Annotated in this window: 20 protein-coding genes; 5 read left to right on the forward strand and 15 right to left on the reverse strand. The window is 66.5% G+C overall.

All coding sequences use genetic code 11. From position 1 onward, the window contains the following. Positions 1 to 64 precede the first annotated feature (64 nt). Positions 65 to 2,206, forward strand: a complete 2,142-nt coding sequence (locus AC3WMR_RS23320) for an ATP-dependent helicase (RefSeq protein WP_492265031.1) — start codon at positions 65 to 67, stop codon at positions 2,204 to 2,206. Positions 2,207 to 2,316: 110 nt separating this feature from the next. Further along, complete coding sequence (locus AC3WMR_RS23325; protein ID WP_175174789.1) at positions 2,317 to 2,598, forward strand: peptidylprolyl isomerase; 282 nt, start codon at positions 2,317 to 2,319, stop codon at positions 2,596 to 2,598. Between the two features lie 121 nt (positions 2,599 to 2,719). Here AC3WMR_RS23325 and AC3WMR_RS23330 read toward each other — a convergent pair whose 3' ends face one another. The 5 genes from AC3WMR_RS23330 to AC3WMR_RS23350 form a co-directional block, all read right to left on the reverse strand. Further along, the gene (locus AC3WMR_RS23330; RefSeq protein WP_492265030.1) at positions 2,720 to 3,853 is read right to left on the reverse strand and encodes a hypothetical protein; all 1,134 of its coding nucleotides are present in this window, start codon (positions 3,851 to 3,853) and stop codon (positions 2,720 to 2,722) included. A gap of 130 nt (positions 3,854 to 3,983) precedes the next feature. Next, positions 3,984 to 4,736: an ATP-binding cassette domain-containing protein gene (locus tag AC3WMR_RS23335; RefSeq protein WP_492265029.1), complete on the reverse strand. Its 753-nt coding sequence runs from the start codon at positions 4,734 to 4,736 to the stop codon at positions 3,984 to 3,986. Positions 4,737 to 4,767: 31 nt separating this feature from the next. Then, entirely contained in the window at positions 4,768 to 5,730 is a 963-nt protein-coding gene (locus AC3WMR_RS23340) for a sugar ABC transporter substrate-binding protein (RefSeq protein ID WP_175191744.1), read from the reverse strand. A 15-nt stretch (positions 5,731 to 5,745) separates the two neighbouring features. Further along, on the reverse strand, positions 5,746 to 6,690 hold the full coding sequence (locus AC3WMR_RS23345; RefSeq protein WP_025138203.1) for an ABC transporter permease: 945 nt from the start codon (positions 6,688 to 6,690) through the stop codon (positions 5,746 to 5,748). Positions 6,691 to 6,830: 140 nt separating this feature from the next. Continuing rightward, positions 6,831 to 8,375 (reverse strand): xylulokinase, encoded by a 1,545-nt coding sequence (locus tag AC3WMR_RS23350; RefSeq protein ID WP_492265028.1) that lies wholly within the window; start codon positions 8,373 to 8,375, stop codon positions 6,831 to 6,833. A 282-nt stretch (positions 8,376 to 8,657) separates the two neighbouring features. Here AC3WMR_RS23350 and kce point away from each other — a divergent pair, with 282 nt between their 5' ends. From kce to AC3WMR_RS23365, 3 genes are all read left to right on the forward strand, one after another. Further along, complete coding sequence (gene kce, locus AC3WMR_RS23355) at positions 8,658 to 9,593, forward strand: 3,5-dioxohexanoate:acetyl-CoA acetone transferase (RefSeq protein WP_492265027.1); 936 nt, start codon at positions 8,658 to 8,660, stop codon at positions 9,591 to 9,593. A gap of 74 nt (positions 9,594 to 9,667) precedes the next feature. Then, a complete protein-coding gene (locus AC3WMR_RS23360; RefSeq protein ID WP_025138206.1) occupies positions 9,668 to 10,867 on the forward strand; it encodes an ABC transporter substrate-binding protein in 1,200 nt (399 codons plus the stop codon). A gap of 19 nt (positions 10,868 to 10,886) precedes the next feature. Further along, positions 10,887 to 11,705, forward strand: a complete 819-nt coding sequence (locus AC3WMR_RS23365) for an SDR family oxidoreductase (protein WP_492265026.1) — start codon at positions 10,887 to 10,889, stop codon at positions 11,703 to 11,705. Between the two features lie 8 nt (positions 11,706 to 11,713). Here the strand turns inward: AC3WMR_RS23365 and AC3WMR_RS23370 are convergent, their stop codons facing one another. The 10 genes from AC3WMR_RS23370 to AC3WMR_RS23415 form a co-directional block, all read right to left on the reverse strand. Further along, entirely contained in the window at positions 11,714 to 12,643 is a 930-nt protein-coding gene (locus tag AC3WMR_RS23370) for a LysR family transcriptional regulator (RefSeq protein ID WP_492265025.1), read from the reverse strand. A 134-nt stretch (positions 12,644 to 12,777) separates the two neighbouring features. Continuing rightward, positions 12,778 to 13,380, reverse strand: a complete 603-nt coding sequence (locus AC3WMR_RS23375) for a tail assembly protein (protein WP_492265024.1) — start codon at positions 13,378 to 13,380, stop codon at positions 12,778 to 12,780. A 12-nt stretch (positions 13,381 to 13,392) separates the two neighbouring features. Next, the gene (locus tag AC3WMR_RS23380) at positions 13,393 to 13,614 is read right to left on the reverse strand and encodes a hypothetical protein (protein WP_492265023.1); all 222 of its coding nucleotides are present in this window, start codon (positions 13,612 to 13,614) and stop codon (positions 13,393 to 13,395) included. After that, positions 13,595 to 13,960 (reverse strand): hypothetical protein, encoded by a 366-nt coding sequence (locus AC3WMR_RS23385; RefSeq protein WP_492265022.1) that lies wholly within the window; start codon positions 13,958 to 13,960, stop codon positions 13,595 to 13,597. The genes AC3WMR_RS23380 and AC3WMR_RS23385 overlap by 20 nt, the downstream gene beginning before the upstream one ends. A 4-nt stretch (positions 13,961 to 13,964) precedes the next feature. Beyond that, complete coding sequence (locus AC3WMR_RS23390) at positions 13,965 to 17,585, reverse strand: TipJ family phage tail tip protein (protein ID WP_492265021.1); 3,621 nt, start codon at positions 17,583 to 17,585, stop codon at positions 13,965 to 13,967. Next, positions 17,582 to 18,187 (reverse strand): tail assembly protein, encoded by a 606-nt coding sequence (locus AC3WMR_RS23395; RefSeq protein ID WP_492265020.1) that lies wholly within the window; start codon positions 18,185 to 18,187, stop codon positions 17,582 to 17,584. The genes AC3WMR_RS23390 and AC3WMR_RS23395 overlap by 4 nt, the downstream gene beginning before the upstream one ends. After that, positions 18,184 to 18,963: a C40 family peptidase gene (locus AC3WMR_RS23400; RefSeq protein WP_492265019.1), complete on the reverse strand. Its 780-nt coding sequence runs from the start codon at positions 18,961 to 18,963 to the stop codon at positions 18,184 to 18,186. The genes AC3WMR_RS23395 and AC3WMR_RS23400 overlap by 4 nt, the downstream gene beginning before the upstream one ends. A gap of 2 nt (positions 18,964 to 18,965) precedes the next feature. Beyond that, entirely contained in the window at positions 18,966 to 19,694 is a 729-nt protein-coding gene (locus AC3WMR_RS23405) for a phage minor tail protein L (RefSeq protein WP_492265018.1), read from the reverse strand. A 41-nt stretch (positions 19,695 to 19,735) separates the two neighbouring features. Continuing rightward, on the reverse strand, positions 19,736 to 21,559 hold the full coding sequence (locus tag AC3WMR_RS23410) for a pyocin knob domain-containing protein (RefSeq protein WP_492265017.1): 1,824 nt from the start codon (positions 21,557 to 21,559) through the stop codon (positions 19,736 to 19,738). Between the two features lie 41 nt (positions 21,560 to 21,600). Further along, complete coding sequence (locus AC3WMR_RS23415) at positions 21,601 to 21,939, reverse strand: phage tail protein (RefSeq protein ID WP_025138217.1); 339 nt, start codon at positions 21,937 to 21,939, stop codon at positions 21,601 to 21,603. Positions 21,940 to 21,941 lie beyond the last annotated feature (2 nt).

Consider the following 21,941-nt stretch of genomic DNA (forward strand, 5'->3'; position numbering starts at 1 on the left):
CGCGCCCGGAATTCACTTACGTAGTATCGTTGACGACCCCGGCCTTTCCCCTTCCCTCAGGTACATGACCCCTTCATCGATCTCCGTTCAATTCATTCCCACAGGTTTTGTTCCGACCGACGAACAGAGAAAGATCCAGGCGTCCCGCCATCGCATCAATCTGGTCCTGGCCAATGCGGGCGCGGCCAAGACCACGACGTTGGCGCTGCGCATCGGCGAAGCCATCAGCAAGGGAACCGCACCGGAAGAGATCCTGGCGCTGACGTTCACCGACGAGGCCAGGCAGGTCCTGCAGGCGCGCCTGACGGCCGTGGGCATCGCCTACAACACGGCCCGGCGGGTTCGCGTGCAGACGGTGGAGGAATTTTCGCGGCAGGTGCTGGCCGGGATGGAAGATGCCGTGCCGAGCGCGCTGGCCTCGGTTCGCGAGCAGAAGGCCTTCGCGCTGGACGCCCTGGAAAACGTCGGCCCCAATAATCCCGACCGGGGCGATGTGCTGGATATCCGCACGCACAACACGGCGGTCAGCCAGTTTCTGGACAACCTGCTCAAGCTGAAGGCCACCCTGACGCTCATGCGTGGCGGCGACGGCGTGGACCCGGAATTCGCGGCGGAAGGCCTTGCCGTGCCGCTGACCGATTATCTGTGGGCCATCGAGTATGAAAAGCAGCGCATCGACCTGTTCGGGTATGTCGAGGCGCGCGGGTTTTTCGATGCCACGTATGACCTGGCCTGCGCGCTGCGCACGACGCCTGAACTGCACCAGGCCCTGCCCGCCTGCAAACTGGTCGTATGCGACGAGCTGCACGACATCAACGAAGCGTCTTTCTGCATCATCGAAACGTTGTTGAATGTTCACCAGCCCTACTTTGTGGGCGTGGGGGATAAAGACCAGGTGATTTATTCGCACCTGGGCGCCGACGACGCTTTTCTGCAATATCGAATCGCGGCCAGTTTTCCGGACTGCGCGACATTTCCGCTGTCGATGACTTACCGCCATGGCCCGCATCTGGCCTATGCCATGGAAGCGTTCAAGAACAAGGCCGTGGAATCGAATCTGCCGCTGCGCACGGAAATTCATGAGGCTCCCTATGCCGACCAGCCCGGCGCGTGCGGGCAACAGGTTGTGGAGGCCGTTCTGCAGTGGCAGCAAGACGGCAAGCCGCTGGATGCGTGCTGCATTCTGTTTCGCGATCAGCATCAATCCATCGACATCGAAAACGCGCTGATGCAGGCGCAGATGCAATATCGCACGCTGACGATGCACAGCTATCTGCAACGCGACGAAATACTGTTTCTGCGTGGGATGCTGGCGATTGCGCTGGGGGATTTTCATCATGTGGCCTCACCTGAAACCCGGGCCGCCATCGTGGAAGCGCTGGCGACTTTCGCCGAGGTGCCGCTGACCCCGCAAGAACTCAGCGAAGCCAAGGCGACGATCGCCCGGGACCCCGCCACGCTGGAGTATTTCTTCGAAGGCCAGATCAAGCGCGTCGGCAACCCTGCCGCCCGGGCACGTATTGAAAAGGCCGTGGAATATCTACGCGGCCTGGAACCGGCCGCCCCCGCCCACGCCGCGCTGGCAGCGGTCTGCGAATTCGTGGAAATGGAAAAACTGGCGCAGCGCCTGTATGTCCACCCGTACGAAGCCTCTGTCGTGACCAAATGCGTGAACGGCTTCATCGGCACGGCGCGCAACTTGAACCAGAACCTGACCGACTTTTCCGCATGGATCGGGACCGCGGAGAAAGTCGCCGGGGCACGGCCCGGCAAGGCCACGGTATTGCTGGATTGCGTGGCCAACGTCAAGGGCAAGGAATTCGACCACGTGATCCTGCCCTTCCTGGACCAGGGGGAGTTCCCGAATCCGCTGCGCACGCTGTCTGAAGAGGAAAACCTTTTCTATGTGGCGGCCACCCGGGCCAAGTCCCGCCTGACCCTCATCCCGGCGCAAGATCCCGCGCGCCGCAGCCCGTTCATCGCCCGCATGCAGCTGGCCGGCACGCTCAACCGCGCCAACAACGCCGTGCGACGCAACCTGGCCGTACCCACGGCCACCGCCGGCCGCCGCGACCTGAAGGTGGCGTATGCCAACAAGGATGCGGTGAAGTCATTGGGCGCCCAATGGGACCGCACTCGGAAGGTCTGGTATGTCCCCGACCACCTGGACCTGGAGCCGTTCAGGAATTGGCTGGCCGAGCCGTGATCCGTCCCCGCCAAAGCTTTTCCGTTGGCCCGTTTATGATGTCGGGGTAGCGAGTCCACGCAAATGCGGTACTCTCCCCTCCCCAATCATTCCCCCGCAAGGAGCCCAACATGGCACAAGCCTCCGCCCGTCACATCCTCGTTTCGACCGAAGCCAAAGCGAACGAACTGAAGACCGCCATCGCCAACGGCGCCGACTTCGCTCAAGTGGCCAAGGAAAACTCCAGCTGCCCGTCCAGCCGCGACGGCGGCAACCTGGGCACGTTCGGCCCGGGCCAGATGGTCAAGGAATTCGACACCGTAGTGTTCAGCGCCCCGGTCGGCGAAGTCCAAGGCCCGGTCAAGACGCAGTTCGGCTATCACCTGGTTGAAGTGACCAGCCGCAAGGACTAAGTCCCCGCTGCCGCACGCAAAAAAGGCCGCCGCCAGGGTTTCCTGGCGGCGGCCTTTTTCATGGGTGGAACGCTTGCGATGCTGCAAGCGGCTGGCCTGCCACACAGTGGCAACGCCCCCCCTACAGCAGATACAACCTGAACGGATACGCGTAGTAGATCTGCTCGGTCCGGTTCACCCGGCCTTCGAACGCTTTGTAGAGCTGCCTGCGGGTCTGGAACAGGGCGTCCATCGGCGTCACCCCCTTGTTCAAGTCGCCAAAGAAGTAGCGCAGCGTGAGCGTCGAAGAATGCCCGGCTTCATGGCTGATGAGGGGTGCCACGTAATGACGCGCGCCGCTGCGGCGGGCGGCGTCGATGAAGGCCTTGCTCATGGCCAGCTGGCTGGCGTCCAGGTAGACCAGCTTGAAGGCGGCGCCTTGCAGGTCTTTGGGATACATGTCGTCTTCGCCCAGGCCGATGGCGTCGTTTTCGTCTTTTTCGGGCTTGCCCCAGGTAGGGCTGACGACGCCTTCGCCGCTGATCAGCAGGAAGTCGTAACGGCTGCGGGCGAACATGTCGGGCGTGGCCGTGCGAATCAGCTGGAAGGTCGAGCCGGGATAGAGCTTCTGCACTTCACCCGTGGCGTCGTCGGGATCCGTCTCCACATCGCGCAGGATGAATCCCTTGGACTGCGGATCGAGTCCCTTGGCGGAAGGCGTGCGCCCATCGGCAGCCGACGCCTGATTCCCAGAGCCGCCGCCCAGCTTGTCGAAGCTGAACGCGACCGGCTTCAACACGAACAACGGCACCCCGTCGACGGGCAGCAAATCCAACGCGAAATGCATGGACGTGGGTTCGATCTGGAAGATCACACAGGGCGCCTTGCGCAGGCCGGGCAGCAGCGGGCCGAAGAATTCATGAGACAGCACCGCCATGCGGGCGTCGAACCGCGCATCCAGCCGCCGGTTTTCTTCGAGCATGTCGTAGATGCGGCGAAACTCGCGTGACAGGATGCCGGCCGAACGCTCGGGGTTGACGGTTTGCGTAACGGCGTCGAATTCGGCTTGCAGGGTCAGACGGTCATCTTGCTGATGCACGCCGATGCGCATACAACGCTCGGGCGCGGTCGGGGCGACCGTGCCAGCGGCCGTCGTGATCTCGACCGCGGCGGTGGCAATGCCGGGCAAGGCGCCGGCCAACAACGCGCAGACCAGGACGCGGCAGGAAAGGCGTTGGGAAAGCAGCCCGAAGCGGCAGGCGGCGGTGGGGGTCATGAGTGAGACGGCTCTCGAAAACCAGACCCGCCCATGCTACGCACGAACCGTGTGAAGGTCTGTGAAGTTTGCGCCTGACTTTGTTGATGGACAAGCGCCCGTGAACGCCGCCAGCCGCCTGTCCCCGGCCCTAGGCCTTGCCCGTCATCACCATATGGGCCAGGGCATCGGCATCCAGCCCCGCCACGTCCCGCTCAATGACCTTGACGCCACTTTTCAGGATGGCGACGCGATCGGCCAGCGCCACCACGTCGGCCATGTTGTGGCTGATGAGAATGACGGTGCGCCCTTCTTCGCGCAGCTTGCGCACCAGGTTCAGCACCAGGGCGGTTTCCTTGACGCCCAGGGCGGCGGTGGGCTCATCCATGATGACGACGCGGGCGTCCCAGCGCAGCGCGCGGGCGATGGCCACCGCCTGACGTTGGCCGCCGGACATGCGCTCGACGGGCCGATCCATGTCGTCGATGGGCACCGACAGACGTTGCAGGTAGCCGCGCGCTTGCTGGGCCATGCGGCGCTTGTCCAGCAAGCGCAGCGGCCCGATGCGGCGCACCAGTTCGGCGCCCATGAAGACGTTTTCCCAGATGGACAGGCGCGGGGCCAGCGCCAGGTCCTGGTAGATGGTGGCAATGCCTTGCACCAGGGCATCGTGGGGCGAGCGAAACACCGCGGGCTTGCCGCGCAGGCTGAGCGCTCCGCCGCTGGGTTCCTGGGCGCCGGAGATGATGCGGATCAGCGTGGACTTGCCGGCGCCGTTGTCGCCGCAGATGGCCATGACGCGGCCTTCCGGCACGTCCAGGTCGAGGCCCTTCAGGGCCTCGACGGCGCCGTAGGATTTACGGACTTGGCGTAGCGACAAGGCGATGGACGGGGCAGCGGTCATGGCAAAACCATCAATCAACGAAATCAGCGCGTCACTTGGCGGGCGCGAGGAACTTCTGCACATTGCCGGCATCGACCAGCACCGAATCCATGAACAGGTACGGCCCGGACGCGATCTTGTCCTTGGGTTCCTTCTTGACGACGATGCGATCGATGGCGTCGATGGCGGTCACGCCCAGCTGCTCGAACGGGATCATCATCGTGGCGGTGATGAGGCTGTTGGGGTCGGCGATGCGGCGGTACGTCTCGGGGCCGCCGTCCACTGACACCAGGGTGATGTCGCCCTTCTTCAGGCCCTGGGCCTGCAGCAGGTCGTCGATGACGTAGGCCTGGCCGTCGAACGAGGCCCACACGCCCTTGAACTGGCCCTGGTGGCGCAGGAACAGCGCCTGCATGCCGTTGCGCACGTCGTCGCGCCAGCTTTGGGTGCGGGCCATGCTGAACTTGGCCAGGTCCTTGACGGCGGTGTTTTCCGACAGCACGGCGTCGAGCATCTTGCCGCGGATGCGGGTGCCGGAATTGCCGTCGAAGCGGGCGGACAGGATGTTGCCCTGGTAGCCCATCTTGCCCAGCAGGTACAGCACCGACTGCGCACCGGTGGCGTATTCGTTGACCTCGACGTCGAACAGCATGTGCGGGCTGGCGCCCGACATCACGCCCACGACGGGAATGCCCTTTTCCTTGGCGGCCTGCAATTGGGCGTCGGTTTCCACCGGCTTGCCCATGGCGACGACAATCGCATCGACCTTCTTGTTGACCAGGGTATCCAGCTGTTCAGCCAGCTTGGGCAGCGAGCCTTCGGCGTTCAGCTGGGTCACCGTCCAGCCCTTGGCGCGGGCCGCTTCCGAGGCAGCGTTGGCCGCGCGGGCATGGGTTTCCGAAGACATCTGGAAGGCGATGACGCCGACCTCGAAGGCGTGGGCGGCGCCGGCCGCGGCCAGCGCCTGCACGGCAAAAGCGCCCAGCAGCAGTGTGCGCGTGATGAGTCGGTTCATGGCGTTGCCCCTTGCTTATCCGAATTTGAAGGCCGCTTTCTTGAGCACGGCCGATGACACCGCGACGGACGCGATGATGATGAACCCCAGGACGATGTCCTGCACGTAATAGGCGGCGCCCATCAGCACCAGGCCGTTGCCCAGCACTTTCAGGATCAGCGCGGCGACCAGGGTGCCGGGTATGTTGGCGTGGCCGGGGTTGAACATGGTCATGCCCAGCAGCACGGCGGCGATGGCGTACAGGAAGTAGTCGCCGGCCATGTTGGGCGCGGCCGACGACAGGCTGGACGTAAGCAGCACGGCGGCCAGGCCGGCGCACAGGCCGGACAGCGCCAGGCCGATGCCCTTCATGGCATGGATGTTGATGCCGGCCAGGCGGGCGGACTCGCCGGCCTCGCCGGTGGCGGTCATGCGGGCGCCGGTGCGGGTCCACTTGACCAGAAAGAAGGCGAACAGCACGGCGCCCAGCATCCACAGCACCAATGCCGGAATGCCAAAGGGCTTGGCGCGGGCCAGATCGGTAAAGGCGGTGGGCCAGCGGCCCACGTAGGACACGCCGTCGGTCAGCATGAACGCGAAGCCGCGCGCCATGGCGGCCATGCCCAGCGTGGCGATCAGCGATGGCACCCGCAGCCGCGTGACGGCCATGCCGTTGACCAGGCCGCACAGCAGGCCCACGCCCAGCCCCGCCGCGATGGCCAGCACGACAGGCTGGCCGGTGTGCACCAGGGCGCCGGTGACCACGGCGGCCAGGCTGGCGACGTCGGCCACTGAAAGATCCAGCTCGGCCGTGACCAACGCCAACGTGAAGCCGATGGCGATGATGGCCAGGAAACTGGTTTCCTTGGCGATGTTCAACAGGTTGTTGGGGGCAGCGAAGTTCGGGGCGGCGATGGCGAAAAAAACCACCAGGGCCACCCCTGCGATGGCCGTACCGTACTTTTCCAGGATGCCGCGCATCGACTCGACCCTTGCTGCGTTTGATGATGGCGGGGCGGCTGCGCCCTGCCGACCGGGTCTATGCCCTGGCCTGTGGCGTCGTAGTTTATACCCGGCGATGGGGCGCCGGCGCGACTTGGCGCGGCCGCACGCCTAGGGTTTTACCCCAGCCGGGCAGCCGCCAGCGCGTGCGAGACAGGCGCCAGCGCGGCCTCGGCAGCGCGGAACTGGGTGTACAGGCCGCGATAAATGTCGACGCGCGCGGCCTGGGGCTCGTAGCGTCGCGCCCCCTGCACCAGGGCGTCCTGCGCCGCGGCAAAGCCGGAAAAGCGCCCTAGGCCCGTCCATGCCGTGATCGCGGCGCCCAGGATGCCCGGCTGGTCGGCCTGCCCGACGACGACGGGGCGTTCGCAGATGTCGGCCTTGAGCTGGCACCATTCGGGGCTGGATGCCGCGCCGCCGCCAAAGCGAATCTGCGCCACGGGGTGCCCCAAGGCGGCCTCGGCGCGCTCGAGCACGATGCGGTTCAGGAAGGCCACGCCTTCCAGCACGGCCCAGGCGAGGTCGCCCGGGCCATGGCGGCGGTTCAGGCCCAGGAAGGCGCCGCGCAGGTCCGGGTCCCAGTACGGCACGCGCTCGCCTTGCAGGTAAGGCAGGAACAACGCGGGCTGCCGGTCGCGCGGGGCGGCCAGCAGCGTGCTCAGGGCGTCGCCCACGCCGGCCATGCCTTCGTCGCCCAGGCGGCCCAGCAGGGGCAGCAGCCAGGCAAGCGTATCGGCGCCGTTCTGGCCAGGCCCGCCAATCTGGTGATTGCCGCCGCCCCAATCCACGGTCATCAGGCCCTGGGCCTGCACGGGTTCGGCGCCGATGGCGCCGAACACTTCAGTGGTGCCCGAGATGTTGTAGGCATAGCCCGGCCGCAACGCGCCCAGGCCCGCGACGGCGGCCCAGGTGTCGTTGGCGCAGGCGATCACGGGGCGGCCCGCCAGACGGGCCAGTGCACCGGGCAGGCCGGCTTGCACCGGACCGACGGTATCCAGGGGGTCGAGCAAGGCCGGCACCCAGGCAGGATCGGCGCCAATGGCGGTCAGCAGGTCGGTGGCGGACGGGGCCGGTTGCGCGGCGGATGCAGTCGCCGCCACGGGCGTCGGACCCGGCCGCGCCGATGCCGCCAGACGGGCCATCGACACGGTGTCGCTGGCCGCCCGGCCCGTCAGGCACAGGTTCAGGTAGTCCTTGGGGTCCAGCACGGTCCGCACGCGGGCGGCATGGTCGGGCTCCGCGCGCAGCAGCCACGCGATGCGGGCCCAGGGATGAAAGGCGTTGATCTGGCGGACTTCGGGATGATCCGACGGCAAGGCCTTCAGCCATTGGCTTGCGTCCGCCGCGGTACGCGTATCGCGCCAGGTGATTGCGGGCCGGATGGCGGCCCCCTGTGCATCCACGAACACCTGCGTGCGCGTGACGCCGCACAGGGCCAGGGCCTGCACGGCATCGAAGGCCGGACCGGCCTGCACCGCCAAGGTGTCGCACAGCACCTGCAGGCCGCGCCACCAGGCGTCGGCGTCGATCTCGTCCCACCCTGGATGCGGGCCGGCGCCGGGCGGGCTGTCGATGGCGCAGGCATGGGCGGTGGCGCCCGATTCGTCCACCAGCGCCGCGCGAAAGCGCGTGCCGCCCAGGTCCACCGCCAGCACGTAGCTCATGGCAGAGCCTCGGCCAGACGGACGATGCCCCACGGGGCCATGACATCAGGGAGCGAGAATAAATCGGACTTCAGAGGCACGGTCGCGTATCCAATCGCCCTGCCGGCGCCGGCAGGCTAAGCGTGCAACGATTGTATTTCAGGGGTGCGCTGCATCGCAGCACCGGATTCCCTATCAATTGATAATTTCTGTTCAGGTGACAGCCCCGATACCCTGCGACAGAATGGCCTGCACCCGGAGGAGACAACCGGGCCCCTGCAAAAAACCAGAAGGTGCCAGGCCATGAAGCATTCCAGGAACAAGGTCATCATCACCTGCGCCATCACCGGCTCGGTCCATACGCCGTCGATGTCGCCCCACCTGCCCGTCACGCCCGACCAGATCGCGCAATCGGCGATCGAGGCGGCCGAGGCGGGCGCGGCCATCGTGCACTTGCACGCCCGCCAGCCTGATACCGGCCAGCCCACGCAAGACCCGGCGCTGTACGCGCAATTCCTGCCCCGCATCAAGGCGGCGAGCGATGTGGTGATCAACATCACGACCGGCGGGTCGCCCGTACTGCCGCTGGCCGACCGCATGGCGCCCGCACTGCAGTTCAAGCCGGAAGTGGCCTCGCTGAACATGGGGTCGATGAACTTCGGCATGTACGAGTTGCTGGAGCGTTTCAAGGAATTCCAGCACGCCTGGGAACGCCCCTACCTGGAAGGCAGCCACGACCTGATCTTCAAGAATACGTTCAAGGACATCGAGCACATCCTCAGGTCGTGCAACGACAACGGCACGCGCTTCGAGATCGAGTGCTATGACATCGGCCACCTGTACACGGCGGCGCATTTCGTGGACCGCAAGCTGCTCAAGCCGCCCTTCCTGATCCAGTCGGTCTTCGGGATACGCGGCGGCATCGGCACGCACCCCGAAGACGTGATGATGATGAAACGCACGGCCGACCGGCTGTTTGGCGATGACTACACCTGGTCGGTGCTGGCAGCAGGCCGCAAGCAGATTCCGCTGGCGACCCAGGCCGCGACGATGGGCGGCAATGTGCGGGTGGGGCTGGAAGACTCGCTGTGGGACGGACCGGGCGAACTGGCGAAATCCAACGCCGACCAGGTGCGGCGCATCCGCAAGATCCTGGAAGGGCTGTCGTTGCCGGTGGCGACACCAGACGACGCGCGCCAGGCCTTGCAACTGAAGGGCGGCAGCAACGTCGCGTTCTGAGCGCGGCGGGCAAGCCTGCGCGGGCGCCGGCCAGGCGTGCGCGACAACAACATCCAAGGGAGCAAGGAGACACCATGAAAAAGACATTGTGCGCGGCCGCGCTGGCCGCGGCGCTGGGCTGGGGCGCAGCCGCCCAGGCCGACGACGGCGTGATACGCATCGGTTTCATCACCGATATGTCCGGCCTGTCGGCGGACGCGGACGGCCCGGGCGGGGCCGAAGCCATCAAGATGGCGATTGCCGATTTCGGCGGTTCGGTGGCCGGCAAGAAGATCGAGGTACTGGTGGCCGACCACCAGAACCGCGCCGACATCGCGTCATCGCGCGCCCGGGAATGGCTGGACCAGAAAGGCGTGAACATGCTGATTGCCGGGGCCAATTCGGCAGCGGCGCTGGCGATGGCCAAGGTGGCCGAAGAAAAGAAGACGCCCTTTTTCGTGGTGAGCGCGGGCGCGTCGGAACTGACCAATTCGCAGTGCACGCCCTACACGGTGCATTACGTGTACGACACCGTGTCGCTGGCCCGCGGCACCGCGCGCGCCATGCTCAAGGAAGGCAACAAGGACTGGTTTTTCCTGACGGTAGACCACGCCTTCGGCCAGGCGCTGGAACGCGATGCGTCGGCGGTGGTGACGGCCGACGGCGGCACCGTCAAGGGCCGCGTGCGCCATCCGCTGAACACCGCCGATTTCTCGTCGTTCATCCTGCAGGCGCAGGCGTCCGGTGCGACGGTGCTGGGGCTGGCCAACTCCGCCAGCGACACCAGCAATGCCGTCAAGGCGGCCGCGGAATTCGGCCTGACGCCCAAGATGAAGATCGCCGGCCTGCTGGTGCTGATCACCGATATCCACGCCCTGGGTCTGCAAGCCGCGCAGGGCATGTACCTGACCACGGCGTGGTACTGGGACCAGGACGACGCCTCGCGCCAGTGGGCCGCGCGCTTCGAGGAACGAATGAAGAAAAAGCCCTCGATGCTGCAAGCGGGCGATTATTCGGCCGCCACCACCTACCTGAAGGCCGTGGCCGCCACCAAGACGACGGACGGCGACACGGTGATGAAGTGGCTGAAGGCCAATCCGGTGAACGACTTCTTCGTCAAGGACGGCAAGATCCGCGCCGATGGGCTGATGCAGCACGACATGTTCCTGATGCAGGTGAAGACCCCGGCAGAATCGAAGGGGCCGTGGGATTACTACAAGCTGGTGGCACGCGCGCCCGGTGACCAGATCTACACGTCGCCCGCGGAATCGACCTGCCGGCTGATGAAGCCCTGAACCGACAAAAGGAATTCGAATGGCTGAGAAGAATCCTGTCCCCGGCGATATCGGCGCCCTGCCCGTCGACCTGGCCGGCAAGCGCGTGATCGTGACGGCTGGCGCCGGCGGCATCGGCGCCGCCATCGCCGGTGCATTCGCGGCCCGCGGCGCGCGGGTCCACGTCTGCGACGTGGACGAACAGGCCCTGGCGGCCTGCCCGCACCCGTGGTCGCGCGCTGATGTCAGCCGCCGCGACGAAATCGATCGCTACATGCAAGAGGCCCTGTCGCACCTGGGCGGCCTGGATGTGCTGGTGAACAACGCCGGCATCGCCGGCCCCACGGCTGGCATCGCCGACATCGCACCCGACGCCCTGGACGCAACGCTGGACATCAATCTGGCCGCGCAATTCCATACCGTGCGGCATGCGCTGCCGGCGCTGCGCCAGGCAGGCGGCGGCAGCATCATCAACATCAGCTCGGTCGCGGGCCGCATGGGCGTGCCGATGCGCACCCCGTACGCGGCCACCAAGTGGGGCGTGGTGGGTCTGACCCGCTCGCTGGCGGTGGAGCTGGGCGGCTACGGCATCCGCGTCAATGCGCTGCTACCCGGCCTGGTGGCCGGGCCGCGCATCGATCGGGTGATCGAAGCGCGCGCCGGGAACATGGGATTGACTGTGGAAGAGGAAACCCGCCTGGAGCTGGCCGGCGTCAGCCTGGGCCAGTTCGTCCGGGCGGCCGACATCGCCAACATGGCGCTGTTCCTGGCCAGCCCGTTTGGCGCGATGATCAGCGGGCAGGCGATCAGCATCGACGGCGACTTGCAGTCGCTGCCGTGGCAGCCGCCTGCGGATTGAGCTGCACCCTAAACCAACAGCTGGATGGTATCGGCATACACGCCCTGCCGGCGCGCCTGGGCGCCGGCATGCAAGGCTTCCAGCAGGCGCTCGGCCACGTCTTGATTGGCGCTTTCCTTGCGGGTGATCAGCAGAAAATCGAACCACTGGCGCGACGTCAGCGGCAAGGCGACCAGATCCGGATAGGCCGACACGATGTCGGACGCCGACAACGCATTGACCAGACTGATGCCGCGCACCGCCCTGACCGTACCCGCCAGCAACGTCATGTGCGCCTGCATGCCGGACCGCAGCTGCAGCGTATCGGCGATGTCGCCCTGGGGCATGACGTAGTCAGACCACAAGGGCTGCACATAAGTGTCCGGCGCGATATCCGCCACGGCCACCGTGCTGCCGCCTGCGAGCGGATGGTCGCGATGGGCAATCGCCATGACTTCGGTGCGCAGGAACGGCCTGAAACTCAGGCGCGCGCTGTCTTGCGACACGGCACCCAGGCCGACATCGGCGCGCATGGTTTCCACCGCACTGATGAGCTGCACGGACGATTCCAGGTCGATCGAGAACGGCCGAGTGCCGTTGGCCTGCACGTAGCGGCGCACGGCGTCGGACGCGTAGTCCAGCGCCAACGCGGGCGAGGTCGCGATGCGCAGGCTGCGGCCGCCGAACTGCTCGATGCTGTGCAGGGCTTCGTCGATGCGCACCAGCTCGTCCAGCACGAACTTGGCCTCGCTGTACAGGTACTGGCCGGCCTCGGTGGGGCGCAGCGTCTTGTGGGACCGGTCGAACAGCAGCACGCCGGTGGCGGCTTCCAGCCGCGAAATGGCGTGGCTGACTGCCGGCTGCGTCAGGTGCATGGCCTGCGCGGCCTGCCGGGTCGACCCCGTCATGACCACCGTGTAGAAGATACGCAGGTCGTGGATGTTGAAGTTGCGCTTCATGCGAGATCGCGGCTCCCGGTAGAACACAGCCGGCGGGGCCACGCCCCGCCCGGTTCCTGATTCTAGGGGGTATCGCGGCTGACCCGTCCGTCGCCGCACGGGAAATCCGTCCGACAACGGGAAGGCACCTGGCGTTACGCCTGATCTTCCGAGTAGATGCCGGCCGAAATGGTGGAACTGCCCACGATCAGCTCGCCGTACAGCAGCGGCACGGGATTACCCTGTGCCGTCGTGTTGACCGGGCCGTTGAAGTTGTACGACGCGCCGTTGTTGGGCCCGTCCTTGGCGCTCAACGCCCGTTGCTGGGGGCTCAGCATCTGCACCAGGCCCCCAAGGGCCATGGCCATGCCCATCGACGCCATGGCGCCCGAGAGCGTCATCGAGCCCCAGGCGATGGCGTTCAAGCCGGGAATGAAGGACGCGACGATCAACGCCACCCCCACCACCACCTGCATCAGGCCGCCACGCTTGGCGCCCGTCGGCATGGGCGCGATGCGGATGTCTTCGTTGCCCGCCGGACGCGCCAGTTCGTCTTCGCCCAGGTTGCGCCGGCCGATGAAGCAGGCGTAGCGCACCCCCTTGGATTCACTGTCGAGCAGTCGGTTTTCAAAGCCGGGCAGCAAGACGCACAACGCGCGGATCGCCTCGGACGTGCTGGACACGGCCAGCCGGTGCAACCGGCCGAATTCCGCGCCCAGCCTGCCGTAGAGGCGGATGGTCTTCAGTTGTTGTGTCATGGTCTGCTCTCGCTAGGCGGGCGGCAGCGGCGCGGCGCCACTGCCGGCAGTCTTCGGAAAGCGCTGCTTGACGTGGTTGCATTGCGCCACCCACTGGGCCACTTCGTCGGGCAAGACCTGCCCCGACGTTTGCAGGTGCTGCGCGAACTTCATGATCGCGTCCAGCTGGTCGCCGATGGCGGGGTAGGCGCGTGCGCGCAGCGGCGCATACGGTTCATAGTGCCGGATTTTCAACGGTGAACTCCTTGTTCAGATAGGGCCAGGCCCGGACGATGATTCGATAGGTGCCGGGTTGGTCGAAAGCCAGTTCGGCGACCGGCTCGTCGCAGGGGTAGTCGACGTCGCCGATGGTGATGGAGCTGGGCACGGGCAGCCCGCGCAATGCCCCGCCATCGAGCACCGCCGGGTTCTGCGGTCGTGGCGTCAAGACGCCCTGTTTCACATAGTGCGTTTCGGGGTCGCTGCCACCGTCGACCCACTGCTGTTGGTTGTGCTGGCCCGTCGCGACGATGCAGTCGTGTGGCCCGCTCATCACGCCGACGATGCGGCCGTCGGCGTCGTAGAAAGAAACGGTTTCCATATCTTTACCTCTTGACCATCAGAACCAGCAACCGAAGCGGTGCGTTGCCGGTATTACCCTCGGAATTCACGGTGATGGTCGACGTGCCCGCGGGCAACTGCGTCACTGCCATGACCGACAAGGGCATCGTGTTGTAGATGAGACCTCCCCCTTCGTTGGGCGTCGTGGAGGTATACGAAGGCTCCACCCGATCCAGCTGGACATTGTTCGCGGAGATCCTCAGCGCACTGGGCTGAGACGGATACCCGCCACGGTAGGCAATGATGACGGCAGGTCCCGCCACGTTGCTGACGAGCGACACTGAACCCGCCCCGGTGCCCGACCATGCCACCGGTATCGTCACCGCATTACCGGCGATGGCCAGCGTATCCACCTGCGCATCGAAGATGTGCGCACGCTTGATGTAGGCCTGGCCGATATTGGCCACCTTGGCGTTGAACGACCCGGTATCGATCCGTTCCGCGCTCATGAACCCCGCATTGATCTTGTGGGCCTCCAGACTCTGGATCATCGCGTTGGTGATCCGCCCCGTACCGATCACCGCATCATTGATGAAGGTCTGCCCCCCTTGAACCACGAAGGGCGTGGTGGTCTGGCCGTTCGCCAGGTTCAATAGCGCCAACCGGTCCGCCAGGAAGTACACCGAGCTCTGTACCGTGCCGTCGGGCTGGGCGTAGGCGCCCATCGACATGCCGGCCGCATAGATATCACCGCCCTGCGTGATCTGGGCGCGGATGCTGTAGGTGGCCTTCAATTGGCCATCCACGCCGACCAACGCGGAGCGGGTCTCCTGCACCCCGGCAGCCGCGCCGTTGGCGGTCGCCATGACCGTGTCCACCCGCGAGGACAGCGCGCCGTCCTCGTCGGCGCGCTTGATTTCCTCTGCGGTGATCGCTGCCCGGGTTTCATCCAGGCCGTCGGTCAGGCCGTCGATGGTGCCGACCAGTTCCTTGGCCAATTCATCGCGGCTGATCTGGCCGTTCAGGTATTCCAGGATCTCGCTGGCCTGCCAGCTGGCCTCGCCCATCACGCCCTGCTCGCCCGGATACCAGGCGCCGATCTCGCCGTTCAGCGCAACGATGCGCCCCCAGAAGTAGAAGCGCTTGCCGGCCGACAGCCCCATCAAGGTGTGGGCGCTTTGCGGGAAGGCGTAGTCGCCCAGCTTGATCGCGCTGGCGCGGTCGTTGGATGCGCTGTACCAGATCTCGGTGCGTTGCGCCGTGAAGCGCCCTTGCGGAAAGGCCCAGCGCAGGTCGATGCCGAACACCAGCGATTTGGTGGCCAGCAACGCCAGCGCGGGCGGCGGCGCAATGTCGCCTTCCAGCTGCGTCTCGGTGGAATTGACCCAGACCGACGAGACGTCCGCCACGTTGATGGCGCGGATGCGCGCAATGTAGCCGCCGGCGCGGATGTCCGGCAGTTCCAGCGTCAACGCGCCGGTGCGGCCTGCCTCGACCCAATCGGACCGGTCGCGCCGCCATTGCACCTGGTAGGCCACGGCCGACGGCGCCGCATCCCAGCTGATCACGCCGACGTGCCGGGCGATGCCCTGGTCGATCACCGAGCGCGAGGCCAGACGGATGTTCGTCGGCGCGGGCTGCACCGACGGCGGCACCACCGTGATGGGCTTGGGATCCAGGCGGGTGCCGAAGTCCACGTTGTCGAACTTGCCGGGTTCGTGCTGCACAGCCGAAATTTCCGCCACCAGGCCTTCCTTGCGCTTCACGCTGAGCACGCGGAAGGTCTGCGCCGACAGCACTTCGGATTCCAGCGTCCAGACGCACTCGACCTCGGGCGCCTGCGAGAACGGCGTGGTGACGGTGATGTGCAACACCGTCCCGGGCAGGCCGACCAGGTCGGCCGTCAATTCGGTCGAATCCACCGTGAAGACCGTGTTATCCGCCGTCAGGCCCGTGCCCACCGCCTTGGCGACCACGCGGGTTTCGGACAGGCCATTGGGCAGGTTGACCGTCAGGCGATCGCCCGGGCGCACACCCAGCTCGGCATCCACCGTGATCTTGCTGGCGCTGCCTTCGTGGATACGGCCGCCGATGCGGCGGCCGGCCAGATGCTGGTCGGCCACGCGGATGACGCTGCCCGGCCGGACGCGGCAGGCATCCAGGCCCACCGAGAACGTCACCGAGCGCGTTTCCATGTTGGACGTCAAGAGCATCCATTTGCCGATGCGATGCGCCTGGCCACGCGACGTGCAGCCAAAACCCGTCACCTCGATCTGCTGGATGCCATAGCGCGCGATGCCCTCGCGGTTCTCGACGTATTCGACCTTCTGGCGGCCCATTTCGGACATGTCGTTCCAGGACACCAGCGCCACGGTGTAGCGGGTGGTCAGCGCGGACCCGACGTAGTTGAACTTGCCTTCGACCACGTTGGCCGACGAGAACGTATAGACCGGATCGCCCGGCATGTCGGCCGACGCGAACACCGCGGCGTTCGCCCAGTAGGCCATGCCGCGAAAGATCGACGCGAAGTCCTGCACCACGCGGTAGGCATCGGCCGCCTGCTGCAGATAGACGTTGCAGGTGAAGCGCGGTTCCTTGCCGCCAAAGCCGTCGTCGACCATCTCGTCACAATATCGGCCGATCTGGTACAGCCCCCACTTGTCCAGCCAGCCGGCGGGCACGCGGGTGCCCAGGCCATAGCGGTCGTTGCTGATCAGGTCGTAGAACACCCAGGCCGGGTTGTTGGTCCAGGCCAGCTTGAAGGTGCCGTCCCACACGCCGTCGTAGCTGCGCAGGTCGGTGTGGTAGTTGGACGGCACCCGGATGATGCGGCCACGCACGTGGTAAGCGCGGGTCGGAATGCTCTGGAACTGCGACGCATCGATCTTGATGCCCACCACCGCCGACATCGGATAGCGCAGCTTGGCGTCGATGATCTCGGTCACCGTATCCACCACCGTACGGTCGGAGATGGTGTTGCTGTTGGCGTTGGGCGTGATGCGGCGCACGCGGATGTTCCAGCCCTGGCGAGCGCGCGGCAGGTCGATGCGGTGCGAGCGGGTGTAGCGCTGCGTGGTCTTGCCGTCGAACGCGGTGGACAGCACCACCTGGTAGCCGGCGCCGTCGGTGTTCACCTCGATCAGGTATTCCACCCGATAGCCGTTGATGTCGCCATTCTTGGTGTCCGCCTGGCTCAGGCCCTCGACGGCCAGCGTGATGCGCACGGCGGATGCCTGCAGATTGGTGAACAGGCGGTTCCACGGCTGGCCGGACTTCAGCTCGGCATTGATGCCAATGGTGCTTTCCGACGCGGGAAAGCCGGGCAGCGGGTCCTGCCACTGCGTGCCCGTGCGAAAGTCGATGGACGCGCCGGTGAAGTTCAGCGAGCCGTCCTCGTTGGCCACGGGCGTGCCGTTCAGGTAGACGTCGCGCAAGGCGTTGTCCAGCCCGTGCACGGGGCCGTAGATCTCGCCCTCGCCCAGCAGGTCGATGACCCGCGCATAGGCGGTGCTGTGCAGGCTGTCCGGCGATTCCACTGGCGCGCGGCCGCCGCCGCCGCCCTTGCCCTTGTGGCCGATAAGGTGCTGGCTGCCGGCCGCCCGCTTGCCGCCAAAAGCAAAGGCACCCGCGGGCGCCTTGTTCCTGATGCGATGTCGTTGTTTCATACGTGGTCTTCCGAATAAATGCCTGCGGAGATCGTGGCGCTGCCGACGAACATTTCCCCGTAGAGCAGCGGCACGGGGTTACCCTGCGCCGTGGTGTTCACGGGGCCATTGAAGTTGTAGGACGCGCCGTTTTCCGGGCCGTCCCTGGCGCTTAGCACCCGTTGCTGCGGCGACAGCATCTGGGCGACGCCGCCCAGCATCATCGACAGGCCCAGCGTCGCCGTGGCCTGCACCATGCCCCCAGCCTGAAAGGCTGCCGCCAAACCGCCGCTGTACCACGCCGCTGCCGCGATCAGCACGGCACCCAGCACGGTCTGGAACAGACCGCCGTTCTTGGCCCCCGCCATCACCGGCGCAATGCGGATGGCATCGCCGCCCACCGGATACGCCAGCTCGTCTTCCGACAGGTTGCGCCGGCCGGCAAAGCAGGCAAAGCGCACGCCCCGCGCATCGCTATGCGCCAGCGATTTCTCGAAACCGGGCAACAGCGCACACAGCGCCCGCACGGCCTCGGCGGGGCTGGCCACCGCCAGCCGATGCTCGCGGCCAAAGCGCGCGCCCAGCCAGCCATACAGCCGCACCAAACGTAGTTTGTCGTTCATGCCATTCCCCCATGACGCAATACGATGCGCGTCGCCTCGCGCCAGAATCCGCCGTACACCACCCGTTCGGAATCGCGTCCGTACAGGTGGTGCAGCATGGCATCCGGCAGCGGGAACAGGCCCGGCGCTTCGGCCAGCGGCTCGGCCCCGATGAAGACGCCCGCATGGTTGGCCCGGTCGGACCGCACCTGCATGATCACCACGTCGCCGGGCGCCATGGACTCGCGCGACGCCAGCGGCCGAAAGCCCGCTTCGGCGTAATGGTCCATGTACAGATCCCCCGCGCGACCCGGTTCCCACCAGCCGTCTTCGCGCGCAAAGTCGCGCAGGCGAATGCCGCGTTCCCTGGCGTACCAGTCGCGCACCAGCGAATAGCAGTCCAGCACGCCGTGGGCGAACTGGCGCCCCAGCAGCGGCGCCTGGAAGCCTTCCGGCGTGAAGCCGCGGATTTCCCCGGCCCGGACCTTGCCGTCCAGGCCTTTGTCCACGGCCACGATGTACCAGGGCAAGCCCGAGGCCTCGCAGGCCACCCGATCGGCTTCGCTGGGCACCGCCGCCGCATCCGGATGCGAATGCACCACGGCCGCGATCTTGCCGGTCTCCTCGGCGGCCGCGTAGTCTTCGGCCGACATCACGAAATGTTCTTCGCTGGCGGCCGTATTGCGGCACGGCACATACCATTCGCGGCGGCCGGCCTTGACCACCAGCCCGCAACATTCTTGCGGATACGTCGCCTCGCCATGGTCGCGGATGGCCTGCATCGTGCTCTTGCGCATGCTTATCCCCTGACCAGGTCGGCGGACGGAAAGCCGCCGAAGTTGATGATTTCGTATTCGCCAAAGCGCTTCTTGCAATCCGACATCAGGCCGGAACAGCGGTCCAGCGTCGGATCATTGACGGGCTTGCCGTCCAGGTCGAACATCCGGCTGCCGGTGTAGCCGCAATACGGGCCGCGATAGCCGCCCTTGCGCAACCACGAACACACACCCGCGATGATCGGCCGGTCGGGCAGCTTCTGGCCGTTGAAGTCCAGTGCGCTGGACAGCGAAAATTCCACCGCCTGGGCGGTTTCCGCGGTCTTTTGCTGCACGATCCACACTTCGGGCGGCAGCTCTTCCTGCGGGTCCGCCGTCGGGTTGCCTTCCGGGAAGTTGGCCACATCCAGGTATTTGCCCAGCGTGCGGCGCACCACCACCCGCGCCCCCACCAGGTCGTCCAGGTGGATGCACAGGGCCGAGATCACCCCGGCCAGCGGGTTGCCCTTTTCGTCCTGCCCGATGTTGCCCACGCGCAAGGTCGGCGACGGCTGCTGGCCTTCGCCCACCTGCTCGAAGCCTTCGGCCTGGATCGACCAGGGGTCGTACTGCTTGCCTTGCCAGTAGATCGGGCCCGTCTGCGCATAGCCATGAAAGCGCTGCACGGCGCCCCCGATCTCGCTGGCGTCCAGCTCGAACAGTTCGACCAAGGCGCCAGGTTCCAGCTTTTGTACATCTGCGTTGATAGTCATTTTTCAAATCTCCTTCCGCGTGGCGGAAATGGCCTGGCGCCTTACCAATAGAACTTGGCAAGGCCGCCAGCGCCGGCCCCGCCCGCGCCGCCGCCGGCCTGTGCCCCCGCCGGGGTCGTGCCACCGCCGCCGCCGGCGCCGTGGCCATAGGCGGGCAGGCCCGCCATGAGTTCAAAGCGGTTGGCGCGTGCGCCGCCACCGCCGCCGAACGGGCCGCTGGCACCCGCACCGGAGGTCACCCAAGAGGCCACGCTGGTCACGTCACCCGCGGTTGCGTCGCCGCCCACGGGATAGCCGGCTCCGCCCAGCGCGGGGCCGCCCGCGGAGCCTCCCTGACCGCCCTGGCCGGGATCCAGTGTCACCACCGTGTTGCCGTTGACCTTCACCGTGGTCGGGCCACCCGGCAAGCCGCCGCCCCCCGCGCCCGATACACCGCCACCGGCACCCCCCGCACCGCCCGCGCCGATGGACACCGTGACGGTGGAACCAACCGGTGCGGAGATCGTCCAGCCCAACACGGGCAAGCCCGCGCCGCCTCCAGCGCCGTTCAGCCGCACGCCCGTGCCGACGTAACCCGACCCGCCGCCGCCGCCCCCGCCGCCCGCACAACCATCCAGGTACACCGTCGGCGCCGGCATGGCGAAGGTGTAGGTGCCGGGCTGCCGATACACCAGCGCCCGAACGCCGTTCTTGATCGCGTCCAGCTGATCGCGCGTCACCATGTCGACCCGGGCATAGGCCGCGCCGCTCCAGCGATGCCAACCCACGCCGTCGACATAGACGTCGCCCGCATCCTGGCGCGGCAACTGCGATACCGCCGACACCGCTCCCAGTGCCAGCCAGCGGCCCCATTGGCCTGAGGACGGGTCTCCGCTACGGACATAACGTGCATTGCGCAAGGACGAGTCCTGCTCATGCATCTCTGCCGTCTGCATGACGACGGCAGCAGATATGCGCAAACTCCACAAAGCGCCCGGACGGTTCGACGGGTGTGGGGGAAAGTGCGCGCCGCCCGCCATGGTGGCCGCGGCGTCCCAGGTGTAGCAGGCCGGGCCTGCATGCAGGGCGTCAAGGTCCACCCCGGGGCCCGTCAAGACCACGCGGTCGACCTTGCGGTCCAGGGCCACCTGTACCTGCCCGGCGCCGGCCAATTCCGCCCAGGGCCCCCACGTACCCAGGTAGCGCGTGCGCAGGAACTCGCGCGGCTGCTCCAGCGTATAGACGCGATAGCGCTGGTACACGAAATCACCCTGCATCGCGACGTCGCGGCTCCAGGGCGTGGCGGCCACCGCCAGATGCCCGGCCAACGGCACGGGATAGTTGTGCCCCGCGGCGGCCACCTCGTTATTCAACTGGAAGTAGTCGCCCGGCACGTCCAGGGAATTCAGGTCCGTCTCAGGCGGCATCAGGATGGTGCCGTAGAGGGGGGGGACTTGAGCTTCGGGTATGGTGGCGCCGGCCCCGAGCGTGGCGACGCCATGCGGGATGCCCTTCTGCGCCAAGGGCACCGCCATGTCCGCCGTGGTCTGCGCGGCGGCGGCGGCCAGGCCTGCCGTGGTTGCCGTCGTCTGTGCACGCGTTGCCGCCGTCACGGCCGAGTCGGCAGTGGCCTGCGCCGTCGCGGCGTCCGCGGCCGCTCGATCAGCCTGGTGCTGCGCCTGCGCGGCCGCGGACGTGGCGCCGTCCGCGGTCGACTGGGCCTTGGTGGCAGCCGTGTGCGCGACGACGGCTGCCGCCTGTGCCGCATCCACGCCGGTCTTAAGCTTCCTGTCGTTGGCGTTCACCTTGGCGAACGCATCACGATTCGGGTCGCCCAGCCGGTCGTTGGGCATGGCGCCGATGTTTATGATGTCAAGATTTTCCATAGTGCCTTCCGTGTTTGTCCGGTCAGTGCCTGTACTGGCGATCAAGGGATCGCCGTCTGTTCCAACGTGACCGCGACGGTGTACATGTCAGCGCCCATCGGCTGCACCGACAGGGAGCGCGCCTTGTAGCGGCCTTCCTCGCCCAGCGGCGGTGTCCACGCGAAAGATCTGCCACCGGCATGCCGGTTGATGAAGTCAAGGATGGGTCGCACGTAGGTCTCGTTGCCCACGAACTGCAGCGGCCACGACTGCGACACGGTATGAATGCCGTCCGCCACTTCCTGCTCGTAGCCATCGCCGAACTGCACCCGCAGCGTGCGGTCCTTGAACGTGCCGACGGGGTTGGGCCGCGGCGACCAAGTGAAGGTTTCGATTGCCATGC

This window comes from Achromobacter sp. FW305-C-28, assembly GCF_058783235.1.